The organism is Klebsiella sp. 54, from assembly GCF_018223875.1.
Classification (GTDB): Bacteria; Pseudomonadota; Gammaproteobacteria; order Enterobacterales; family Enterobacteriaceae; genus Klebsiella; species Klebsiella quasipneumoniae.
This window is the reverse complement of sequence record NZ_JAGRRA010000015.1, coordinates 199,277-219,121: the sequence shown is the minus strand read 5'-3', so window position 1 is coordinate 219,121 and position 19,845 is coordinate 199,277. Positions and strand designations below refer to the sequence as shown.

Genomic DNA, 19,845 nt, shown 5'->3' with positions numbered 1-19,845 from the left:
GAGGTCACTCTCCTGCATCGCGGCGGCGGATTAATGGCGCCGCTGACCGACGCTTTTGCCGCCGATGAGCTCAGGCAGCAGCTTGAAGCGCGCGGCATTCGCTGTGTGCTGGAGTGCCGGATCGCCGCCATCGACGCCGACGGCGTGCGGCTGGCGGATGGGCGGGTATTCCGCGCCAACAGAGTGGTGCTGGCGACCGGCGTGCAGCCCAACAGCCGTCTGGCGGCGCAGTCCGGTGTGCTGTGCCAGCGGGGGATCGTGGTTGACCGCCAGATGGCCGCCTCGCTGCCGGGGATCAGCGCCATTGGCGAATGTTGCGAAATTGACGGCCAGACCTGGGGGCTGGTGGCTCCCTGCCTGCGCCAGGCCGAAGTGCTGGCGGATCGCCTGTGCGGCGTCCCCGGCGCGGGCTTTGTCTGGCAGGACGCCGGCACCCGGCTGAAGGTCACCGGCATTGAACTCTTTAGCGCTGGCGAGCAGCAGGCCGGCGAACAGGATGACATTTTTACCAGCTGGGACCCCATCGACCGCCACTATCGTCGCCTGCTGCTGCGCGACGGCCGCCTGCGCGGCGTGCTGCTGATGGGCGATTGCACTGCCGCCGCCGCGCTCACCGCGCGCCTGGAAAGCGACGTGCCCGCCACCGCGGACTGGCTTTTTGATCCTTCTTCAACGCAGCCGCAGGCTGCAGGAATAATGACGATGACGAAACCTGTATTAGTGCTGGTGGGACATGGCATGGTCGGCCACCATTTTCTCGAACAATGCGTGAGCCGCAACCTGCATGAGCAATATCGTATCGTAGTGTTTGGCGAAGAGCGTTACGCCGCCTACGACCGGGTGCACCTCTCCGAATATTTCGCCGGACGCAGCGCCGAATCGCTGTCGCTGGTGGCCGATGATTTCTTTCACCGGCACGGCATCGAACTCCGCCTCGGCAAGGCGGTGGCGACGATCGACCGCGACGCGCGGCTGGTGCGGGACGCCGAGGGACATGAAACCCACTGGGATAAACTGGTGCTGGCGACCGGCTCCTATCCCTTTGTTCCGCCTGTCCCTGGTAGCGATCTCGACGGGTGCTTTGTCTATCGCACCCTTGACGATCTCGACCGCATCGCCGCCCATGCCGCCGCGGCGAAGCGCGGGGTGGTGATCGGTGGCGGCCTGCTCGGGCTGGAGGCCGCCAACGCCCTGAAACAGCTGGGGCTGGAGACGCACGTGGTGGAGTTTGCCCCGAACCTGATGGCCGTCCAGCTGGATAACGGCGGGGCGGCGATGCTGCGGGAGAAGATCGTCGCCCTCGGCGTGGGGGTGCATACCAGCAAAGCCACCACCGCCATCGTGAGCGAGGCCGACGGCCTGCGGCTGAACTTTGCCGACGGTGGCACGCTGTTGACCGACATGGTGGTCTTCTCGGCGGGGATCCGCCCGCAGGACGCGCTGGCCCGCGGCTGCGCGCTGCAGGTCGGCGAGCGCGGGGGGATTGGCATTGATGGCCAGTGCCGCACCTCTGACCCGGACGTGCTGGCGATAGGCGAATGCGCCCTGTGGGATAATAAAATTTACGGCCTGGTGGCGCCGGGCTATCAGATGGCGCGGATCGCCGCAGCCACCCTCGCAGGAGAGGACGCCTGCTTTAGCGGTGCCGACATGAGCACCAAACTGAAGCTGCTGGGGGTTGACGTGGCCTCGTTTGGCGATGCGCAGGGGCGCACGCCGGGCTGCCAGAGCTATCAATGGACCGACGGTCCGCAGCAGGTTTACAAAAAAATCGTCGTCAGTCAGGACGGCAAAGCCCTGCTTGGCGGCGTGCTGGTGGGGGACACCAGCGACTATGCCACGCTGCTGCAGATGATGCTGAACGGCATGGCGCTGCCGCCGCGTCCGGAGAGCCTGATCCTGCCGGCGCTGGAGGGGGCCGCGCCGAAGGCGCTGGGGGTGGCGGCGCTGCCCGACAGCGCGCCGATCTGCTCCTGCCATAGCGTCAGCAAAGGCGATATCTGCCAGGCGGTGAACAATGGCGCGGGGGATATGGCGGCGATAAAAAGCTGCACCAGAGCGGCCACCGGCTGCGGCGGCTGCAGCGCGCTGGTGAAACAGGTGATGGAGTACCAGCTGGCGGCGCAGGGCGTCGAAGTGAAAAAAGATGTCTGCGAGCATTTCCCGTGGTCGCGCCAGGAGATCTACCACCTGGTGCGGGTCAACCATATCCATACCTTCGAGCAGCTGATTAGCCGCTACGGCCAGGGGCACGGCTGCGAGGTTTGTAAACCGCTGGTGGCCTCGGTGCTGGCCTCCTGCTGGAACGAATACCTGCTGAAGCCGGCGCACCTGCCGCTGCAGGATACCAACGATCGCTATTTCGCCAACATTCAGAAGGACGGAACCTATTCGGTGGTGCCGCGGATGGCGGCGGGGGAAGTGACGCCGGACGGGCTGATCGCCATCGGGCAGATCGCCAAACGTTATCAGCTCTACAGCAAAGTGACCGGCGGCCAGCGCATCGACCTGTTTGGCGCGCGGCTGGAACAGCTGCCGGCTATCTGGCGCGAGCTGGCCGACGCCGGGTTTGAAACCGGCCACGCCTATGGCAAGTCGCTGCGCACGGTGAAGTCCTGCGTCGGCGCAACCTGGTGTCGCTACGGCGTGCAGGACTCCACCGGGCTCGCGGTGCGGCTTGAGCATCGCTATAAAGGGCTACGCGCCCCGCACAAGATCAAGATGGCGGTCTCTGGCTGCACCCGCGAGTGCGCCGAAGCCCAGGGCAAAGATATCGGAGTGATTGCCACCGACAAAGGCTGGAATCTCTACGTCTGCGGCAACGGCGGAATGAAACCGCGTCACGCCGACCTGTTTGCCAGCGATCTCGACGAAGCGACGCTGATCCGCAGCATCGATCGTCTGCTGATGTTCTATATCCGTACCGCCGACCGCCTGCAGCGCACCAGCACCTGGATGGACAACCTGGAGGGCGGCGTCGCCTACCTGCGGCAGGTGGTGCTGGAGGATAGCCTCGGCATTGGCGAGGAGCTGGAGCAGGAGATGGCCCGCATCGTCGACAGCTACCAGTGCGAGTGGCAGACCACCCTCAACGATCCGCAGCGTCTGGCGCTGTTCCGCTCCTTCGTTAACAGCGACCAGCCCGACGAGGCGGTGCAGCGCCACGATCTGCGCGGTCAGCCGCAGCCGTTGCCTGCTGAAGCGTTGCCCGAAGGCGAACTCCCATCCCGGCCGTGGCAGGCGATTTGCGACCTTGACGCCATTCCGGCGCAGGCGGGGATCGGCGCCCGGTTAGGCGAGCGGCAGATCGCCCTGTTCCGCTTCGGCGATCGGGTGTATGCCCTGGACAACCGCGAGCCGGGCAGCGCGGCCAACGTGCTGTCGCGGGGGCTGTTAGGGGACGTCAGCGGGGAACCGGTGGTGATCTCCCCGCTGTACAAACAGCGGATTCGCCTGCGCGACGGCTGGCCGTGCGACGGCGGTGAACAGGCGGTGCGCGCCTGGCCGGTGAAAGTGGAAAACGGCAAAGTGTGGGTAGGCAGCCAGCAGCTGCTGGCGCGAGCGGAGGCCTCCTGATGAAGACCATCCGAACGACCTGTCCCTACTGCGGCGTAGGCTGTGGGGTGCTGGCGAGCGTAGATGACGCGGGGCGGGTGAGCGTGCGCGGCGACGACCAGCACCCGGCCAACCTCGGCCGTCTGTGCGTCAAAGGGGCGGCCCTCGGGGAGACCACGGGCCTGGCGGGGCGGCTATTGGCGCCGGAGGTGGACGGCCAGAAGGTGACCTGGCCTCAGGCGCTGGCGGAGACCGCTTCTCGCCTGCAACAGGTTATCGACCAGCACGGCCCGCAGGCGGTGGCCTTCTACGCCTCCGGCCAGCTGTTAACCGAGGATTACTATGCCGCCAACAAGCTGATGAAGGGGTTTATCGGCGCGGCGAACATCGACACCAATTCGCGGCTATGCATGTCGTCGGCGGTGACCGGCTACAAGCGGGCCTTTGGCGCCGACGTGGTGCCCTGTAGCTATGAGGATGTGGAAAACAGCGATCTGGTGGTGCTGGTCGGCTCAAACGCTGCCTGGGCGCATCCGGTGCTGTACCAGCGTCTGGCGCAGGCGAAGCGGGACAATCCCCGGTTGCAGATCGTGGCGATCGATCCCCGACGCACCGCCACCTGCGAGATCGCCGATCGCCATCTGGCGCTGGCGCCGGGAAGCGACGGCGGGCTGTTCGTGGGGTTGCTTAACGCCCTGGCGCAGGCTGGAGCCTGCGTCGACGGTTTTCGCGATGGCGCGCAGGCGCTGGCCGAAGCGAGTGGCTGGGACGTGGCGAAAGTAGCTGATTTTTGCGGCCTGGCTGCCGATGAGGTGGCGGGTTTCTATCGCGATTTTATCGCCGCCCCGCGGGCCATCACCCTCTACACCATGGGAATTAACCAGTCAGCCAGCGGCAGCGACAAATGTAATGCCATCATCAACGTCCATCTGGCTAGCGGAAAGTATGGCCGCCGCGGCTGCGGCCCCTTTTCGCTGACCGGTCAACCCAACGCCATGGGTGGGCGCGAAGTCGGCGGGCTGGCGACGATGCTGGCGGCGCACATGGATTTTGTGCCGGCCGATCTGCAGCGGCTGGCCCGCTTTTGGGGAACCGAGCGGCTGGCGCAGACTCCGGGGTTGACCGCCGTGGAGCTGTTTGCCGCCATCGGCCGCGGCGAGGTGAAAGCGGTCTGGATCATGGGCACCAATCCGGTGGTGTCCCTCCCCGACAGCCACGCGGTGAGCCAGGCGCTGGCCGGCTGTCCGCTGGTGATCGTCTCGGATGTCGCCGCTGAGACGGATACCGGACATTTCGCCCACATCCGTTTTCCGGCGCTGGCCTGGGGCGAGAAAAATGGCACGGTCACCAACTCGGAGCGGCGCATCTCCCGTCAGCGCAGCTTTCTGCCGCCGCCGGGGGAGGCGAAAGCGGACTGGTGGATCATCGCCCGAGTGGGGCAGGCGCTGGGATATCGCGAGGCGTTTGCCTGGCAGCATCCGCATGACGTTTTCCGCGAGCATGCGGCGCTGTCCGGTTTCGAAAACGACGGCCAGCGGGCGTTTGATATCGGCGCGCTGGCGGATCTCAGCCGCGAGGCGTGGGACGCCATGGCGCCGGTCCGCTGGCCAGTCAGCCGCCGCCGCGCCGACCTGGATGTCACGCGCGGCTGGCATCGCGATGGCCGGTTGCGAATGGTGCCGGTGACGCCTCAGCCGACCCGGGCGGCAACCGATGTCTTTTATCCGCTGATCCTCAACAGCGGGCGGATCCGCGATCAGTGGCACACCATGACCCGCACCGGTGCTGTGCCGCGGCTGATGCAGCATATCGCGGAGCCGGTGGTGGAGGTGGCGCCGCAGGACGCCGTTCGCTACCAGCTTGTCGCCGATGGGCTGGCGCGGATCTGGTCGCGCCATGGGGTGATGGTGGCGAAAGTGGCGATCAGCGAAGGCCAGCGCCCCGGCTCGCTGTTTGTCCCCATGCACTGGAACAATCAGTTCGCCCGCCAGGGGCGGGTGAATAACCTGCTGGCCGCCGTCACGGACCCGCATTCCGCCCAGCCGGAGAGTAAACAGGCGGCGGTGGCCATCGCCGCCTGGCAGCCTGCCTGGCACAGCGAACTGTTTTGTCGCGAACCGCTGCCATTTCCTGCGGCCTGGCACTGGCGGCGGCGGGCGGCGACAGGAGTGCTGCACTACTCGCTGGCCGGGGAGGCGTCAGCCCGCCAGTGGCTCAGGGTCTGGTGCGAGCAGCGCGGCTGGCAGCTGCAGATAGCAGACGGCGGCGCAGTGTGGAACCTACTGGCGTGGCATCAGGGGAGGCTGATGCTGGGCTGGTGGAGCGATGCGCGCGAGCCGGCGGTGGATAGCGCAGGAGTAAGCGCCGCCTTCGCCACGCCGCCGTCCGATGCCGCCCGGCGCCATGCGCTGCTCAGCGGCCGACCGGACGCCGCCGCCGCGCTGCCGGGGCGGATTGTCTGCAGCTGCTTTGGGGTCGGCGAGCGGGCGATCGGCGAGGCCATCGCCAGCGGCTGCGCCAGCGTCGGGGCTTTGGGCGCCAGGCTGAAGTGCGGGACCAACTGCGGCTCCTGCGTGCCGGAGCTCAACGCGCTGCTGGCGACGCAACCGGCCCGCGCCGGGGCCTAACGGCGCGGCGATATCTTCTGTGGTTGGGCGACTGATTGCCCAACCGGTTTCAGCATATTCCTGGAATTGTCCGCAGGGCTGCGGGAGAGGGGAAAAAACGATAAACTAAAACCATCTTCCAATTTTTTCTGCGAGCCCGCGCAAAACCAGTTGATGCCTGTGTCGTACCGTTTGCTGCCATCCCTGATCATTCTCCTGCTGCTGCCGGGCGTTCCCGTCTGGGCGCTGACCGCCAGCCACACCACTCTTACTCCCCAGGAAGAACCTTCCTTGCCCGATTTGGGGATCGCCCCGCAGGTCGATGACGACGCCAGACACTTTGCCGAAGTGGCTAAGAAGTTCGGCGAGGCCAGCATGAGCGATAACGGACTGACGGCGGGCGAACAGGCGCAGATGTTCGCCATCAACAAACTCGGCAATGAAGTGAGCCACCAGCTGGAGAGCTGGCTCTCGCCATGGGGCAACGCCAATGTCGACCTGCTGGTCGATAAAGAGGGGAAGTTCACTGGCAGTAAAGGGAGCTGGTTCGTGCCGTTGCAGGATAACGATCGCTACCTGACGTGGAACCAGTATTCGGTAACCCGGCGCGAGAACGATCTGGTGGGCAACATTGGGCTTGGCCAGCGCTGGCGGGTCGGCGGCTGGCTGCTGGGCTATAACTCGTTTTATGACAAGGTGCTGAGCGAAAGCCTGGCTCGCGGCAGCGTCGGCGCCGAGGCGTGGGGAGAATATCTCCGCCTGTCGGCGAACTACTACCATCCGCTGGGCGACTGGCAGCTGCGGGAGAATCAAACCCAGGAGCAGCGGATGGCCGCAGGGTATGACGTTACCGCCCAGGCGCGACTGCCGTTTTATGAGCACATCAACACCAGCGTCAGCGTCGAACAGTACTTCGGCGACAGCGTCGATCTGTTTCACACCGGCACTGGCTACCATAACCCGGTGGCCGTCTCCGTCGGGCTCAATTACACCCCGGTCCCGCTGGTCACCGTAACCGCCAAACATAAGCAAGGGGAAAATGGCGTCAGTCAGAATAACGTTGGCCTGAAGCTCAACTACCGCTTTGGTGTGCCGCTCAAGCAGCAGCTGGCGGCGGACGAGGTGGCGTTCAGCAACTCGCTGCGCGGCAGCCGCTTCGACAGCCCGGAGCGGGATAATCTGCCGGTAGTGGAGTATCGGCAGCGCAAAAATCTGACGGTCTATCTGGCCACGCCGCCCTGGGATCTACAGTCCGGGGAGACGGTGCAGCTGAAGCTGCAGATCCATAGTCTGCACGGTATCAAGTCGCTGCACTGGCAGGGAGACACCCAGGCGCTCAGCCTGACGCCGCCGGTGGATGCCCGCAGTCCCGATGGCTGGAGCGTGATTATGCCGGTGTGGAACAGTGAACCGGGCGCCGCGAACCGCTGGCGCCTGTCGGTGGTGGTAGAGGATAAACAGGGGCAGCGCGTCTCATCCAATGAGATCGCCCTGGCGCTGACCGAGCCGCTGGTCAAGTTCACCGCGCCAGGCGTCTCCTGGACGGACTCGCCTTAAAAAATTCGCTCCTGGTGGACCCATACCGCGGCTTCCACCCGGGATTTGAGCTTCATTTTCTTCAGCATGTGCTTGACGTGCACTTTGACGGTGCTTTCGGTGATATCCAGTCGGCGGGCGATCATTTTGTTCGGCAGCCCCTGGGCGATCAGCTTGAGGATGTCGCGCTCGCGCGGGGTCAGCTGGCTGATGTCGCGATCGGAGGTGGCGCGGTTGGCGCGCAGGCTGGCGGCCAGCACCGGGGTTAACGCTTCGCTTAATACCATTTCTCCGGCGGCCGCCTGCTGCAGCGCTTTCAGCAGATCTTCCGGCTCCATGTCTTTCAGCAGATAGCCATCGGCGCCGCGCTTGAGGGCGGTAACAACGTCCTCTTCATGGTTAGAGACGCTGAAGACCACCACCCGCCCAGACAGCGATTTCTCACGCAGTTTGTCCAGCGTTTCCAGGCCGTTCATGCCCGGCATATTGAGGTCCAGCAGGATCAGATCCGGATCCAGCGACTCCGCCAGCTCGATACCTTGCGCGCCATTGCTGGCTTCGCCAATCACCTGGATGTCCGGCGCCATGCTAATCAATTGTTTCACGCCGGTGCGCAGCATCGGATGGTCGTCAATGAGAAGGATGGTTGCCCGTTCCTGTTGACTCATGGGGGTCTCCTTATTGGATGGAAAACGTTTTTTCCGGGATAAACGTGACGATCACTTCGGTCCCGCCGGTTTCCCGGCGCCGAACCTGACAGTCGCCGCGCAGGCTTTGCGCGCGATCCCGCATAATAATTAAACCGTAATGGTTACTCCGCTCGGCGTGGTCCGGCACGCCGCGGCCGTTATCCGCCACCACCAGACGGACCTGGTTATCGCGTTGTGACACTGTCACGGTCACTTCCGTCGCGCTGGCATGCTTCAGGGCGTTGCTTAACGCTTCGCGGGCGATCTGCAGCAGGTGTATGGCCTGATGCGACGGCACAAAGCGCGGCGGAAGCTGATAATCAAGTTGCACCGTAAAGCCGAAGTGGGCGCTGTACTCCTGACAGCTGGCCTCCAGCGCCGGGCGCAGGCCCGGCTCGGTCAACTGCAGGCGGAAGGTGGTTAACAGCTCCCGCAGTTGGGCCCACGAGGTATTCAGCTCGTTACGAATTTGCCCCAGCAGCTGGCGGCTCTCCGCCGGCAAAGCGTCGCCCTGCATCTGCAGGCAGCTGACCTGCATCTTCATACAGGATAGCGACTGGGCGATGGAGTCATGCAGCTCGCGAGCGATAGTGGCCCGCTCTTCCATGACGATCAGCTGCTGCTGTTTCTCCTGATGGCGGTCCAGCGCCAGAGTGCTGGTCAGTTGTTCAACCAACGTATCCACCAGCTGCTGCTGATCGTGGCTGAGATGACGGCCAACCGGCAGCGTCGCCAGCAGGATGCCGTACTGATTATGCGCATCCGACAGCCGCCACTTCAGCGTTGTGCCGCCATCCGGTAGCGGCGGCAGGTTGCGTGGGCAGAGGTAGCAGCCCATGTCATCACATTCATTATCCGAGTGGCAGGTAAACTCCTGATGGTTGTCTTCATCTTCCAGATCGTAGACCCGCACCTCGATATCGCGCAGCAGCGTCAGACCCTGCAGACCGTTCAGCACCGGCGAAATGCGTTCGCAGAGCGGGGCGTTGGCGTGCAGCCGGCGGTTGGCCTGCCATAAGAAGGCGAGGATCTCGTTCTTCTGTTCCAGCCCGGCGGTCTTCTCCTGCACCCGGCGCTCCAGCACGGCGTAGCTTTCCGCCAGCTCTTCCGACATGTTATTTAGCGCCATGCCAAGAGTCGCCATTTCGTTGCGCCCGCTGATGTGTGCCCGCTGGGTGAAATCACGCTGGCTCACCGCTCGCGCCATGCTCAGCAGCTGTTTCCATGGCCGCAGCAGTCGGGCGCGTAGCCAGATGATGGTGAAGATCAGCAGTAGCGCCATGCCGATGGCGAGGAGGCGATGGATCCAGACTACCCGTTCGATACGCTGCTCGGTGGTATGGTCGAATGCGGTCACCAGCTGGTCGATACGATCGACAAAGTCGGCGACATCCTGGGCGACCTCCGCCTGGTTGACCGCGCGCTGCATGCCGGGAGCCAGCGCCAGCTGCCAGTACTGCTGCAGGGCCTGCAGCTGGCGCTCCTGTCCGTCGCGGCGGGCGGAGTTTTGCAGCTCCGGACTAAAGACGGTGGCGGTCATATCATCGACCAGCTTTTGATCGTGTTCATTCAGCGGGATCGCCGCCAGCAGCCGGTAGCTCTGCATGCGTAATGACCCAGCTTTGTTAATGGCGTGCGCGCTGCCCTGCACGCCGTTGACCAGGCGCGCGGAGATCGCCATGCCGGCGACGCCTGTAAGGGTGGCAAGCAGGACGATCAACGCCAGTTGATTGACCAGCGTCAGCGGGGTAAAAAGACGTTTTAACATGGAATGCGTGGCTCCTGACCGGTCGTGTCTCCGGGAGTGGCGCTTATTCTCGGCTATCCCCTGGAGTATACCCATACCCCCAAAGAGTTACTCCTTAATTGTCGGTGGTAGGCACCGTTGGGAGAGGGGTTATACGCATCCCGGCAGCCGTGTGAAAAACCACACTTTTTTTCCCACCATTCTCTACTCACTTCGGAGCATGGTCTATTTTTGCACAAATTAGTCCGCGCTTTTCCTTTGATTTATATCAACTTACCGCCCCGGGCAACCCCTAAGGTAGCGGCAGGAAATATGAATAATCAGAGGTATCTATGAGTCAATCTTCCCTCCCGGAGAAGGCTAATCGCTCGGTCATTACCGACTGGCGGCCTGAAGATCCTGAATTCTGGCAACAGCGCGGCCACCATGTGGCGAGCCGCAATTTATGGATCTCCGTTCCCTGTCTGTTATTGGCGTTCTGCGTATGGATGTTGTTCAGCGCCGTTGCCGTTAACCTCAACAAAGTGGGCTTTCAGTTTACGACCGATCAGCTGTTTATGCTGACCGCGCTGCCGGCGCTCTCCGGCGCGTTGTTGCGCGTGCCGTACGCCTTTATGGTGCCGCTGTTCGGCGGCCGTCGCTGGACGGCGTTCAGCACCGGGATCATGATTGTGCCGTGCGTGTGGCTGGGCTTTGCGGTCCAGGATACTTCCACGCCGTTTAGCGTCTTCGTCATCATCTCTCTGCTGTGCGGCTTCGCCGGGGCCAACTTCGCCTCCAGTATGGCCAACATCAGTTTTTTCTTCCCGAAAGCGAAGCAGGGCGGGGCGCTGGGCGTCAACGGCGGCCTCGGCAATATGGGCGTCAGCGTGATGCAGCTGGTCGCACCGCTGGTGGTGTCGGTCTCGGTGTTTGCCATTTTTGGCGGGACGGGCAGCCAGCAGCCGGATGGCTCGATACTGTATCTGGAAAACGCCGCGTGGATCTGGGTACCTTTCCTGATTATCTTCACCCTGGCGGCGTGGTTCTTTATGAACGACCTGTCCGCTTCCAAAGCCTCGCTGAGCGAACAGCTGCCGGTGCTTAAACGCCTGCATCTGTGGATCATGGCGCTGCTCTATCTGGCGACCTTCGGCTCCTTTATCGGTTTCTCCGCCGGTTTTGCCATGCTGTCGAAAACCCAGTTCCCGGACGTGCAGATCCTGCACTACGCTTTCTTCGGTCCGTTTATTGGCGCGCTGGCGCGTTCGATGGGCGGGGCGATCTCCGACCGTCTCGGCGGTACCCGCGTGACGCTGGTGAACTTCGTGGTGATGGCTGTCTTCTGCGCGCTGCTGTTCCTGACGCTGCCGACCAATGGCCAGGGCGGCAACTTCATCGCCTTCTTTGCAGTGTTTATGGTGCTGTTCCTTACCGCCGGGCTGGGCAGCGCCTCCACCTTCCAGATGATCTCCGTGATCTTCCGTAAGCTGACCATGGACCGGGTGAAGGCCCAGGGCGGCAGCGAAGCCCAGGCGATGCGCGAGGCGGCGACCGATACCGCGGCGGCGCTGGGCTTTATTTCCGCCATTGGCGCAATCGGCGGCTTCTTTATTCCGAAGGCGTTTGGTATCTCGCTGGATCTGACCGGCTCGCCGGCCGGCGCGATGAAAGTCTTCCTGATCTTCTATATTGCCTGCGTAATCATCACCTGGGCGGTATACGGCCGTAAGCGTCAGTAATTCGCCATAGTCGATGTCGCTTCATAAAGGCGCACTCCTGAGGGAGGCGCCTTTTTTACTGGCTTAATTAGTTACAACATACTATTGAGCGTTTTTATTCATTTTGGCCACTGAGCCGGGGAGGGACGGCTTGCCAGCGTCACCGCTCTACCCCTTAATACCTCCCTGGTGAGCCATCCCGCGTCTGGCGAGCTATTTTTCGCTAAAAAACCTTAAAAAACATCAAATTAAAAAGATGAGTTTTGTACCACCTTGGTGGTAATTGCCAATTTGCGCCACGTTAACAAGCCAGTCCGTATTGATCGCTATCAATTCCCGCCCGCTTTCATGGCGTTACCTTCGCTGCAAATCCAGCAATGTCGATTTATCAGAGAGCCGTCAGGCTCCATATCAGGAGAAACCCGATGAGTAAATTCCTGGACCGGTTTCGCTACTTCAAACAGAAGGGTGAAACCTTTGCCGATGGGCACGGCCAGCTTCTAAACACCAACCGGGACTGGGAGGATGGATACCGTCAACGTTGGCAGCATGACAAAATTGTGCGTTCCACTCACGGTGTTAACTGCACCGGTTCATGCAGCTGGAAGATTTATGTCAAAAACGGGCTGGTGACCTGGGAAACCCAGCAAACGGACTATCCGCGCACCCGTCCGGACCTGCCAAACCACGAACCGCGCGGCTGCCCGCGCGGCGCCAGCTACTCCTGGTATCTGTACAGCGCGAACCGCCTGAAATACCCGCTGATGCGCAAACGCCTGATGAAGATGTGGCGGGAGGCGAAGGTTCAGCATAGCGATCCGGTCGCGGCATGGGCCTCGATTATCGAAGACGCCGACAAAGCCAAAAGCTTCAAACAGGCTCGCGGTCGCGGCGGGTTTGTCCGCTCCTCATGGCAGGAAGTGAACGAGCTGATTGCCGCCTCCAACGTCTATACCGTGAAAACTTACGGTCCGGACCGCGTGGCCGGCTTCTCGCCGATCCCGGCGATGTCGATGGTCTCCTACGCCTCCGGCGCCCGTTACCTGTCGCTGATCGGCGGCACTTGCCTGAGCTTCTACGACTGGTACTGCGACCTGCCGCCGGCCTCGCCGATGACCTGGGGCGAGCAGACCGATGTGCCGGAATCCGCCGACTGGTACAACTCCAGCTATATCATCGCCTGGGGCTCCAACGTGCCGCAGACCCGTACCCCGGATGCGCACTTCTTTACCGAAGTTCGCTATAAAGGGACCAAAACCGTGGCCATCACTCCGGACTACGCCGAAATCGCCAAGCTCTGCGATCTGTGGCTGGCGCCGAAGCAGGGTACCGATGCCGCGATGGCGCTGGCGATGGGTCACGTGATGCTGCGTGAGTTCCATCTTGATAAGCCGAGCCAGTATTTCACCGATTACGTGCGTCGCTACACCGACATGCCGATGCTGGTGATGCTTGAGGAGCGCGACGGCTATTACGCCGCCGGCCGCACGCTGCGCGCGTCCGACCTCGTAGATTCCCTTGGTCAGGAAAAGAATCCGGAATGGAAGACCGTCGCCTTTGACGAGAAAGGCGATCTCACCGTGCCGAACGGTTCCCTCGGATTCCGCTGGGGCGATAAAGGCAAATGGAACCTCGAACAGCGCGATGGCAAAACCGGCGAAGAGATTGAGCTGCGTCTGAGTCTGCTCGGCAGCCATGACGAGGTGGCGGACGTTGGCTTCCCGTACTTCGGCGGCGAAGGTTCTGAGCACTTCAACAAAGTCGCTCTTGAAAACATTCTACTGCACAAACTGCCGGTCAAACGCCTGCAGCTGGCCGACGGCTCCAGCGCGCTGGTGACCACCGTGTACGATCTGACCATGGCCAACTATGGCCTGGAGCGCGGTCTGAACGATGACAACTGCGCCGCCAGCTATGATGAAGTGAAAGCCTACACCCCGGCCTGGGCGGAGAAAATTACCGGTGTCTCCCGCGCGCATATCATCCGTACCGCCCGCGAGTTTGCCGATAACGCCGATAAAACCCATGGTCGCTCGATGATTATCGTCGGGGCGGGTCTCAACCACTGGTTCCACCTCGACATGAACTACCGCGGTCTGATCAACATGCTGATCTTCTGCGGCTGCGTCGGCCAGAGCGGTGGCGGTTGGGCGCACTATGTGGGCCAGGAAAAACTGCGTCCACAGACCGGCTGGCAGCCGCTGGCGTTCGCCCTTGACTGGCAGCGTCCGGCACGCCATATGAACAGCACCTCGTACTTTTACAACCACTCCAGCCAGTGGCGCTATGAAACCGTGACCGCGCAGGAGCTGCTGTCGCCGATGGCGGATAAATCCCGCTACAGCGGCCATCTGATCGACTTCAACGTCCGCGCCGAGCGGATGGGCTGGCTGCCGTCGGCGCCGCAGCTGGGCGTTAACCCGCTGCGCATCGCCGATGAGGCGAAAAAAGCCGGCATGACGCCGGTGGATTACACCGTCAAATCCCTGAAAGAGGGATCGATTCGCTTTGCGGCGGAGCAGCCGGAAAACGGTAAAAACCATCCGCGTAACCTGTTTATCTGGCGTTCCAACCTGCTGGGCTCCTCCGGTAAAGGCCATGAGTACATGCTCAAGTACCTGCTGGGTACGGAGAACGGCATTCAGGGTAAAGACCTTGGCAAGCAGGGCGGCGTGAAGCCGGAAGAAGTCGAATGGCGAGATAACGGCCTCGACGGCAAGCTGGATCTCGTGGTGACTCTCGACTTCCGTCTGTCGAGCACCTGTCTCTACTCAGACATCGTGCTGCCGACCGCCACCTGGTATGAAAAAGACGACATGAATACCTCGGATATGCATCCGTTTATTCATCCGCTGTCGGCGGCCGTTGACCCGGCCTGGGAATCGAAGAGCGACTGGGATATCTATAAAGGTATCGCGAAGAAATTCTCTGAACTGTGCGTGGGTCACCTCGGTAAAGAAACCGACGTCGTTACGCTGCCGATCCAGCATGATTCCGCCGCGGAAATGGCGCAGCCGCTGGACGTCAAAGACTGGAAGAAGGGCGAATGTGACCTGATTCCGGGGAAAACCGCACCGCATATTATTCCGGTCGAGCGTGATTATCCGGCGACTTACGAGCGCTTCACCTCTATTGGCCCGCTGCTGGAAACCATCGGCAACGGCGGGAAAGGCATCGCCTGGAATACCCAGAGCGAAATGGACCTGCTGCGTAAGCTCAACTACACCAAGGCGGAAGGCCCGGCGAAAGGTCAGCCGAAGCTGGAGACGGCCATTGACGCCGCGGAGATGATCCTCACCCTGGCACCGGAAACGAACGGTCAGGTGGCGGTGAAGGCGTGGAAAGCGCTGAGCGAGATCACCGGCCGTGAGCACGCGCACCTGGCGCTGAACAAAGAAGACGAGAAGATCCGTTTCCGCGACATTCAGGCGCAGCCGCGGAAAATTATCTCCAGCCCGACCTGGTCAGGTCTGGAAGACGAACACGTCTCCTATAACGCCGGATACACCAACGTTCACGAGCTGATCCCATGGCGTACCCTGTCCGGTCGTCAGTCGCTGTATCAGGATCACCAGTGGATGCGCGACTTTGGCGAAAGCCTGCTGGTTTATCGTCCGCCGATTGACACCCGCTCGGTGAAAGCGGTGATGGGCGAGAAGTCCAACGGCAACCCGGAGAAGGCGCTGAACTTCCTGACCCCGCACCAGAAATGGGGTATCCACTCGACCTACAGCGATAACCTGCTGATGCTGACCCTGTCACGCGGCGGACCGATCGTCTGGATGAGCGAGGCGGATGCGAAAGATCTGGGGATCGAAGATAACGACTGGATCGAAGTGTTCAACGCCAACGGCGCCCTGACGGCGCGCGCCGTGGTGAGCCAGCGTGTGCCGGCCGGGATGACCATGATGTACCACGCGCAGGAACGCATCGTGAACCTGCCTGGCTCTGAAGTTACCGGCCAGCGCGGCGGGATCCACAACTCGGTTACCCGTATTACGCCGAAACCGACCCATATGATCGGCGGCTATGGCCATCTGGCCTATGGCTTTAACTACTACGGCACCGTCGGCTCCAACCGCGATGAGTTTGTGGTGGTACGTAAGATGAAGAACATTAACTGGTTAGACGGCGAAGGCAATGACCAGGTACAGGAGAGCGTAAAATGAAAATTCGTTCACAAGTCGGCATGGTGCTGAATCTCGATAAGTGCATCGGCTGCCACACCTGCTCGGTCACCTGTAAAAACGTCTGGACCAGCCGGGAAGGGATGGAGTACGCCTGGTTCAATAACGTGGAGAGTAAGCCTGGCGTCGGTTTTCCGAACGACTGGGAAAACCAGGAGAAATGGAAGGGCGGCTGGATCCGCAAAATCAACGGCAAGCTGCAGCCGCGCATGGGCAACCGCGCGATGCTGTTAGGTAAAATCTTCGCGAACCCGCATCTGCCGGGCATCGATGATTACTACGAGCCGTTCGATTACGACTACCAGAACCTGCATAACGCCCCGGAGAGTAAGCACCAGCCGATCGCCCGTCCGCGCTCGCTGATCACCGGCCAGCGGATGGACAAGATCACCAGCGGTCCGAACTGGGAAGAGATCCTCGGCGGCGAGTTTGAAAAGCGCGCCAAAGACCAGAACTTCGACAACATGCAGAAGGCGATGTACGGCCAGTTCGAGAACACCTTTATGATGTATCTGCCGCGCCTGTGCGAGCACTGCCTGAACCCGGCGTGCGTCGCGACCTGCCCGAGCGGCGCCATCTATAAGCGTGAAGAAGACGGCATCGTGCTCATCGACCAGGACAAGTGCCGCGGCTGGCGGATGTGCATCACCGGCTGCCCGTACAAGAAAATCTACTTCAACTGGAAGAGCGGAAAGTCCGAGAAGTGCATCTTCTGCTACCCGCGTATTGAATCCGGAATGCCGACGGTATGCTCCGAAACCTGCGTGGGCCGAATCCGCTATCTCGGCGTCCTGTTGTATGACGCGGATGCGATCGAAAATGCCGCCAGCACCGAGAACGAGAAAGATCTCTATCAGCGTCAACTGGACGTGTTCCTCGATCCGAACGACCCGAAAGTGATTGAGCAGGCGCTGAAAGATGGCGTACCGCAGGGGGTGATTGAAGCCGCGCAGCAGTCGCCTGTCTGGAAAATGGCGATGGACTGGAAGCTGGCCCTGCCGCTGCACCCGGAATATCGCACCCTGCCGATGGTCTGGTACGTGCCGCCGCTGTCGCCGATTCAGTCCGCCGCCGATGCCGGCGAACTGGGCAGCAATGGGATCCTGCCGGACGTGGAAAGCCTGCGTATTCCGGTGCAGTATCTGGCGAACCTGCTGACCGCCGGCGATACCCAACCGGTCCTGTTGGCCCTGAAGCGGATGCTGGCGATGCGTCACTATAAGCGGGCGGAAACCGTTGACGGCGTTGTCGATACCCGCGCGCTGGATGAGGTGGGCTTAAGCGAAGCGCAGGCTCAGGAGATGTACCGCTACCTGGCGATCGCTAACTACGAAGATCGTTTCGTGGTGCCAAGCAGCCATCGTGAACAGGCGCGGGAAGCGTTCCCGGAGAAAAACGGCTGCGGCTTTAGCTTTGGTGACGGCTGCCACGGCTCTGACAGCCAGTTCAACCTGTTCAACAGCCGTCGCATCGACGCCATCGACGTGACCAGCAAAACGGAGCCGCACGCATGATTGAACTTGTGATTGTGTCGCGCCTGCTCGAATACCCTGACGCTGCCTTATGGCAGCATCAGCAGGAGATGTTCGAGGCGCTTGCGTCATCAGAGAAACTCAGCAAAGAGGATGCTCACGCGCTGGGCGTTTTTCTGCGCGATCTGCTGACTCAGGATCCGCTGGATGCCCAGGCGGCCTATAGCGAACTGTTTGACCGCGGCCGGGCCACCTCGCTGCTGCTGTTTGAACACGTGCACGGCGAATCCCGCGATCGCGGGCAGGCGATGGTTGATCTGATGGCGCAGTATGAGCGCCACGGTCTGCTGCTCGATAGCCATGAGTTGCCGGATCATCTGCCGTTGTATCTGGAGTATCTGGCGCAGCTGCCGGAAGAGGAAGCGCTTGGCGGCCTGCGGGACGTTGCGCCGATCCTCGGCCTGCTCAGCGCGCGGCTGCAGCAGCGCGAGAGCCGCTATGCGGTGCTGTTCGAACTGCTGCTGAAGCTGGCAAACACTCAGGTCGACAGCCAGAAGGTGGCGGAGAAGATTGCCGACGAAGCCCGCGACGATACGCCGCAGGCGCTGGACGCGGTCTGGGAAGAAGAACAGGTGAAATTCTTTGCCGACCAGGGCTGCGGCGAGTCGGAGATTTCCGCTCACCAGCGTCGTTTTGCCGGAGCCGTGGCCCCGCAATATCTGAATATCTCTAACGGAGGACAGCAATAATGCACTTCCTGAATATGTTCTTCTTTGACATTTATCCGTACATTGCGGGTTCAGTGTTCCTGATCGGCAGTTGGCTGCGCTACGACTACGGTCAGTACACCTGGCGCGCCGCCTCCAGCCAGATGCTGGACCGTAAGGGAATGAACCTGGCGTCGAACCTGTTCCATATCGGCATCCTCGGCATTTTCGCCGGCCACTTCCTCGGCATGCTGACCCCGCACTGGATGTATGAATCCTTCCTGCCGATCGACGTCAAGCAGAAGATGGCGATGATCGCCGGCGGTGCCTGCGGCGTGATGACCCTGGTGGGCGGTTTACTGCTGCTTAAGCGTCGTCTGCTCAGCCCACGCGTGCGCGCCACCACCACCGGCGCGGATATTCTGATCCTCTCCCTGCTGATGGTGCAGTGTGCGCTGGGTCTACTGACGATCCCATTCTCTGCCCAGCATATGGACGGCAGCGAAATGATGAAGCTGGTCGGCTGGGCGCAGTCGGTGGTCACCTTCCACGGCGGTGCGTCGCAGCACCTGGATGGCGTGGCGTTTATCTTCCGCGTCCACCTGGTGCTGGGTATGACCCTGTTCCTGCTGTTCCCATTCTCTCGTCTGGTTCATATCTGGAGCGCGCCGGTAGAGTACCTGACGCGCAAATACCAGATTGTCCGCGCCCGTCGCTAACTGGCCCGCGACCGCTGACTGACCCCGCCCTGGCGGGGTTTTTTTTCGCCCCAGCCGAGGTTATTCCCGGCGGCGGCAAATAGAATAAGCATCCCGCCGAGCAACTGCATAGGGGTTAACGCATGATGGAAGACCAGATAGTCGACCCCCATCGCCATCAACGGATAAATAAAGGAGAGCGAACCGGTAATGGGCGTCGGCAGCTTCTGTATCGCGCTATATAAAAGCTGATACATGATCCCGGTATGGACGACACCGAGGATCAGCAGATAGCGCCAGGGGAAGCTGGCAGAAAAGTCGGGCATTTGCACCAGCGGCGGCAGCATCACGACGCCGACGAGCACCTGAATAAAGGCAATATGCTGAGCAGGGAGCGGATGCAGTTTGCGGGCGATGATGGCGGTCAGGGCATAGAAAAATGCCGCGCCTAATGCCAGCAAAACGCCGGCCGTGAGACTTTCGCCGTGCGTCGGGGCAAGCTCGCTTGACAGCAGGATCACCACGCCGCCGAAGGCCAACAGTAACCATCCCCATTTTACGGCGCTGACCCGTTCCCCCAACACCATGCCCATCAGCACCAGCATAAACGGCTGGGTGTTGTAGATCACCGTGGCCATGCCAATTGAAATACGCGAGTAGGCGGCAAACAGCAGCAGCCAGTTGATGACCAGCGCGATGCCGCCAAGTACCGCGAGGGCGAGGGTGAAGCGCGTGAGACGACTGAAGGGCTGGCGGCTGAGAACGATAAACAGCAGCAGGGTGAGCGCGCCAATCAGGCAGCGCCAGAACACCACATCAATTACCGGCAAACCAGAGAGCAGCACGAACGCGCCGATCGAGCCAGAAATTATCATCGCCAGGCTCATTTGCCAGACGCCGCGGGTAATTTGCATATTTCACCTCCAGAAGTTTTCCAGTATTGTGCGA

The 19,845-nt window shown here is 61.5% G+C and carries 11 protein-coding genes; 8 read left to right on the top strand and 3 right to left on the bottom strand.

All coding sequences use genetic code 11. From position 1 onward, the window contains the following. The 3 genes from nirB to KHQ24_RS23760 all read left to right on the top strand — a co-directional run. On the top strand, positions 1-3,576 hold a 3,576-nt coding region (gene nirB, locus KHQ24_RS23770), incomplete at its 5' end, for a nitrite reductase large subunit NirB (protein WP_211777507.1). Continuing rightward, entirely contained in the window at positions 3,576-6,182 is a 2,607-nt protein-coding gene (locus KHQ24_RS23765; protein WP_126065618.1) for a nitrate reductase, read from the top strand. The genes nirB and KHQ24_RS23765, both read left to right, overlap by 1 nt. A gap of 153 nt (positions 6,183-6,335) precedes the next feature. Beyond that, complete coding sequence (locus KHQ24_RS23760) at positions 6,336-7,718, top strand: YchO/YchP family invasin (protein WP_057215924.1); 1,383 nt, start codon at positions 6,336-6,338, stop codon at positions 7,716-7,718. Here KHQ24_RS23760 and narL read toward each other — a convergent pair. Both narL and narX read right to left on the bottom strand, forming a co-directional pair. After that, positions 7,715-8,365 (bottom strand): two-component system response regulator NarL, encoded by a 651-nt coding sequence (narL, locus tag KHQ24_RS23755; protein ID WP_002910198.1) that lies wholly within the window; start codon positions 8,363-8,365, stop codon positions 7,715-7,717. The two genes, KHQ24_RS23760 and narL, sit on opposite strands and share 4 nt — an antisense overlap. 10 nt (positions 8,366-8,375) lie before the next feature. Continuing rightward, positions 8,376-10,154: a nitrate/nitrite two-component system sensor histidine kinase NarX gene (gene narX / locus KHQ24_RS23750; RefSeq protein ID WP_017900764.1), complete on the bottom strand. Its 1,779-nt coding sequence runs from the start codon at positions 10,152-10,154 to the stop codon at positions 8,376-8,378. A gap of 311 nt (positions 10,155-10,465) precedes the next feature. On the opposite strand from narX, the gene KHQ24_RS23745 reads away from it, so the two are divergent. From KHQ24_RS23745 to narI, 5 genes are all read left to right on the top strand, one after another. Next, complete coding sequence (locus KHQ24_RS23745; RefSeq protein ID WP_017900765.1) at positions 10,466-11,854, top strand: NarK family nitrate/nitrite MFS transporter; 1,389 nt, start codon at positions 10,466-10,468, stop codon at positions 11,852-11,854. Positions 11,855-12,258: 404 nt separating this feature from the next. Continuing rightward, a complete protein-coding gene (locus tag KHQ24_RS23740; protein WP_023318562.1) occupies positions 12,259-16,002 on the top strand; it encodes a nitrate reductase subunit alpha in 3,744 nt (1,247 codons plus the stop codon). Beyond that, the gene (gene narH, locus KHQ24_RS23735; protein WP_004203183.1) at positions 15,999-17,534 is read left to right on the top strand and encodes a nitrate reductase subunit beta; all 1,536 of its coding nucleotides are present in this window, start codon (positions 15,999-16,001) and stop codon (positions 17,532-17,534) included. Before KHQ24_RS23740 ends, narH begins: the two co-directional genes overlap by 4 nt. After that, the gene (gene narJ / locus KHQ24_RS23730; protein ID WP_004203182.1) at positions 17,531-18,241 is read left to right on the top strand and encodes a nitrate reductase molybdenum cofactor assembly chaperone; all 711 of its coding nucleotides are present in this window, start codon (positions 17,531-17,533) and stop codon (positions 18,239-18,241) included. The genes narH and narJ overlap by 4 nt, the downstream gene beginning before the upstream one ends. Then, entirely contained in the window at positions 18,241-18,918 is a 678-nt protein-coding gene (gene narI / locus KHQ24_RS23725; protein WP_002910189.1) for a respiratory nitrate reductase subunit gamma, read from the top strand. Before narJ ends, narI begins: the two co-directional genes overlap by 1 nt. Here the strand turns inward: narI and KHQ24_RS23720 are convergent. Continuing rightward, a complete protein-coding gene (locus KHQ24_RS23720; protein WP_211777506.1) occupies positions 18,915-19,811 on the bottom strand; it encodes a DMT family transporter in 897 nt (298 codons plus the stop codon). The two genes, narI and KHQ24_RS23720, sit on opposite strands and share 4 nt — an antisense overlap. Positions 19,812-19,845: the final 34 nt, after the last annotated feature.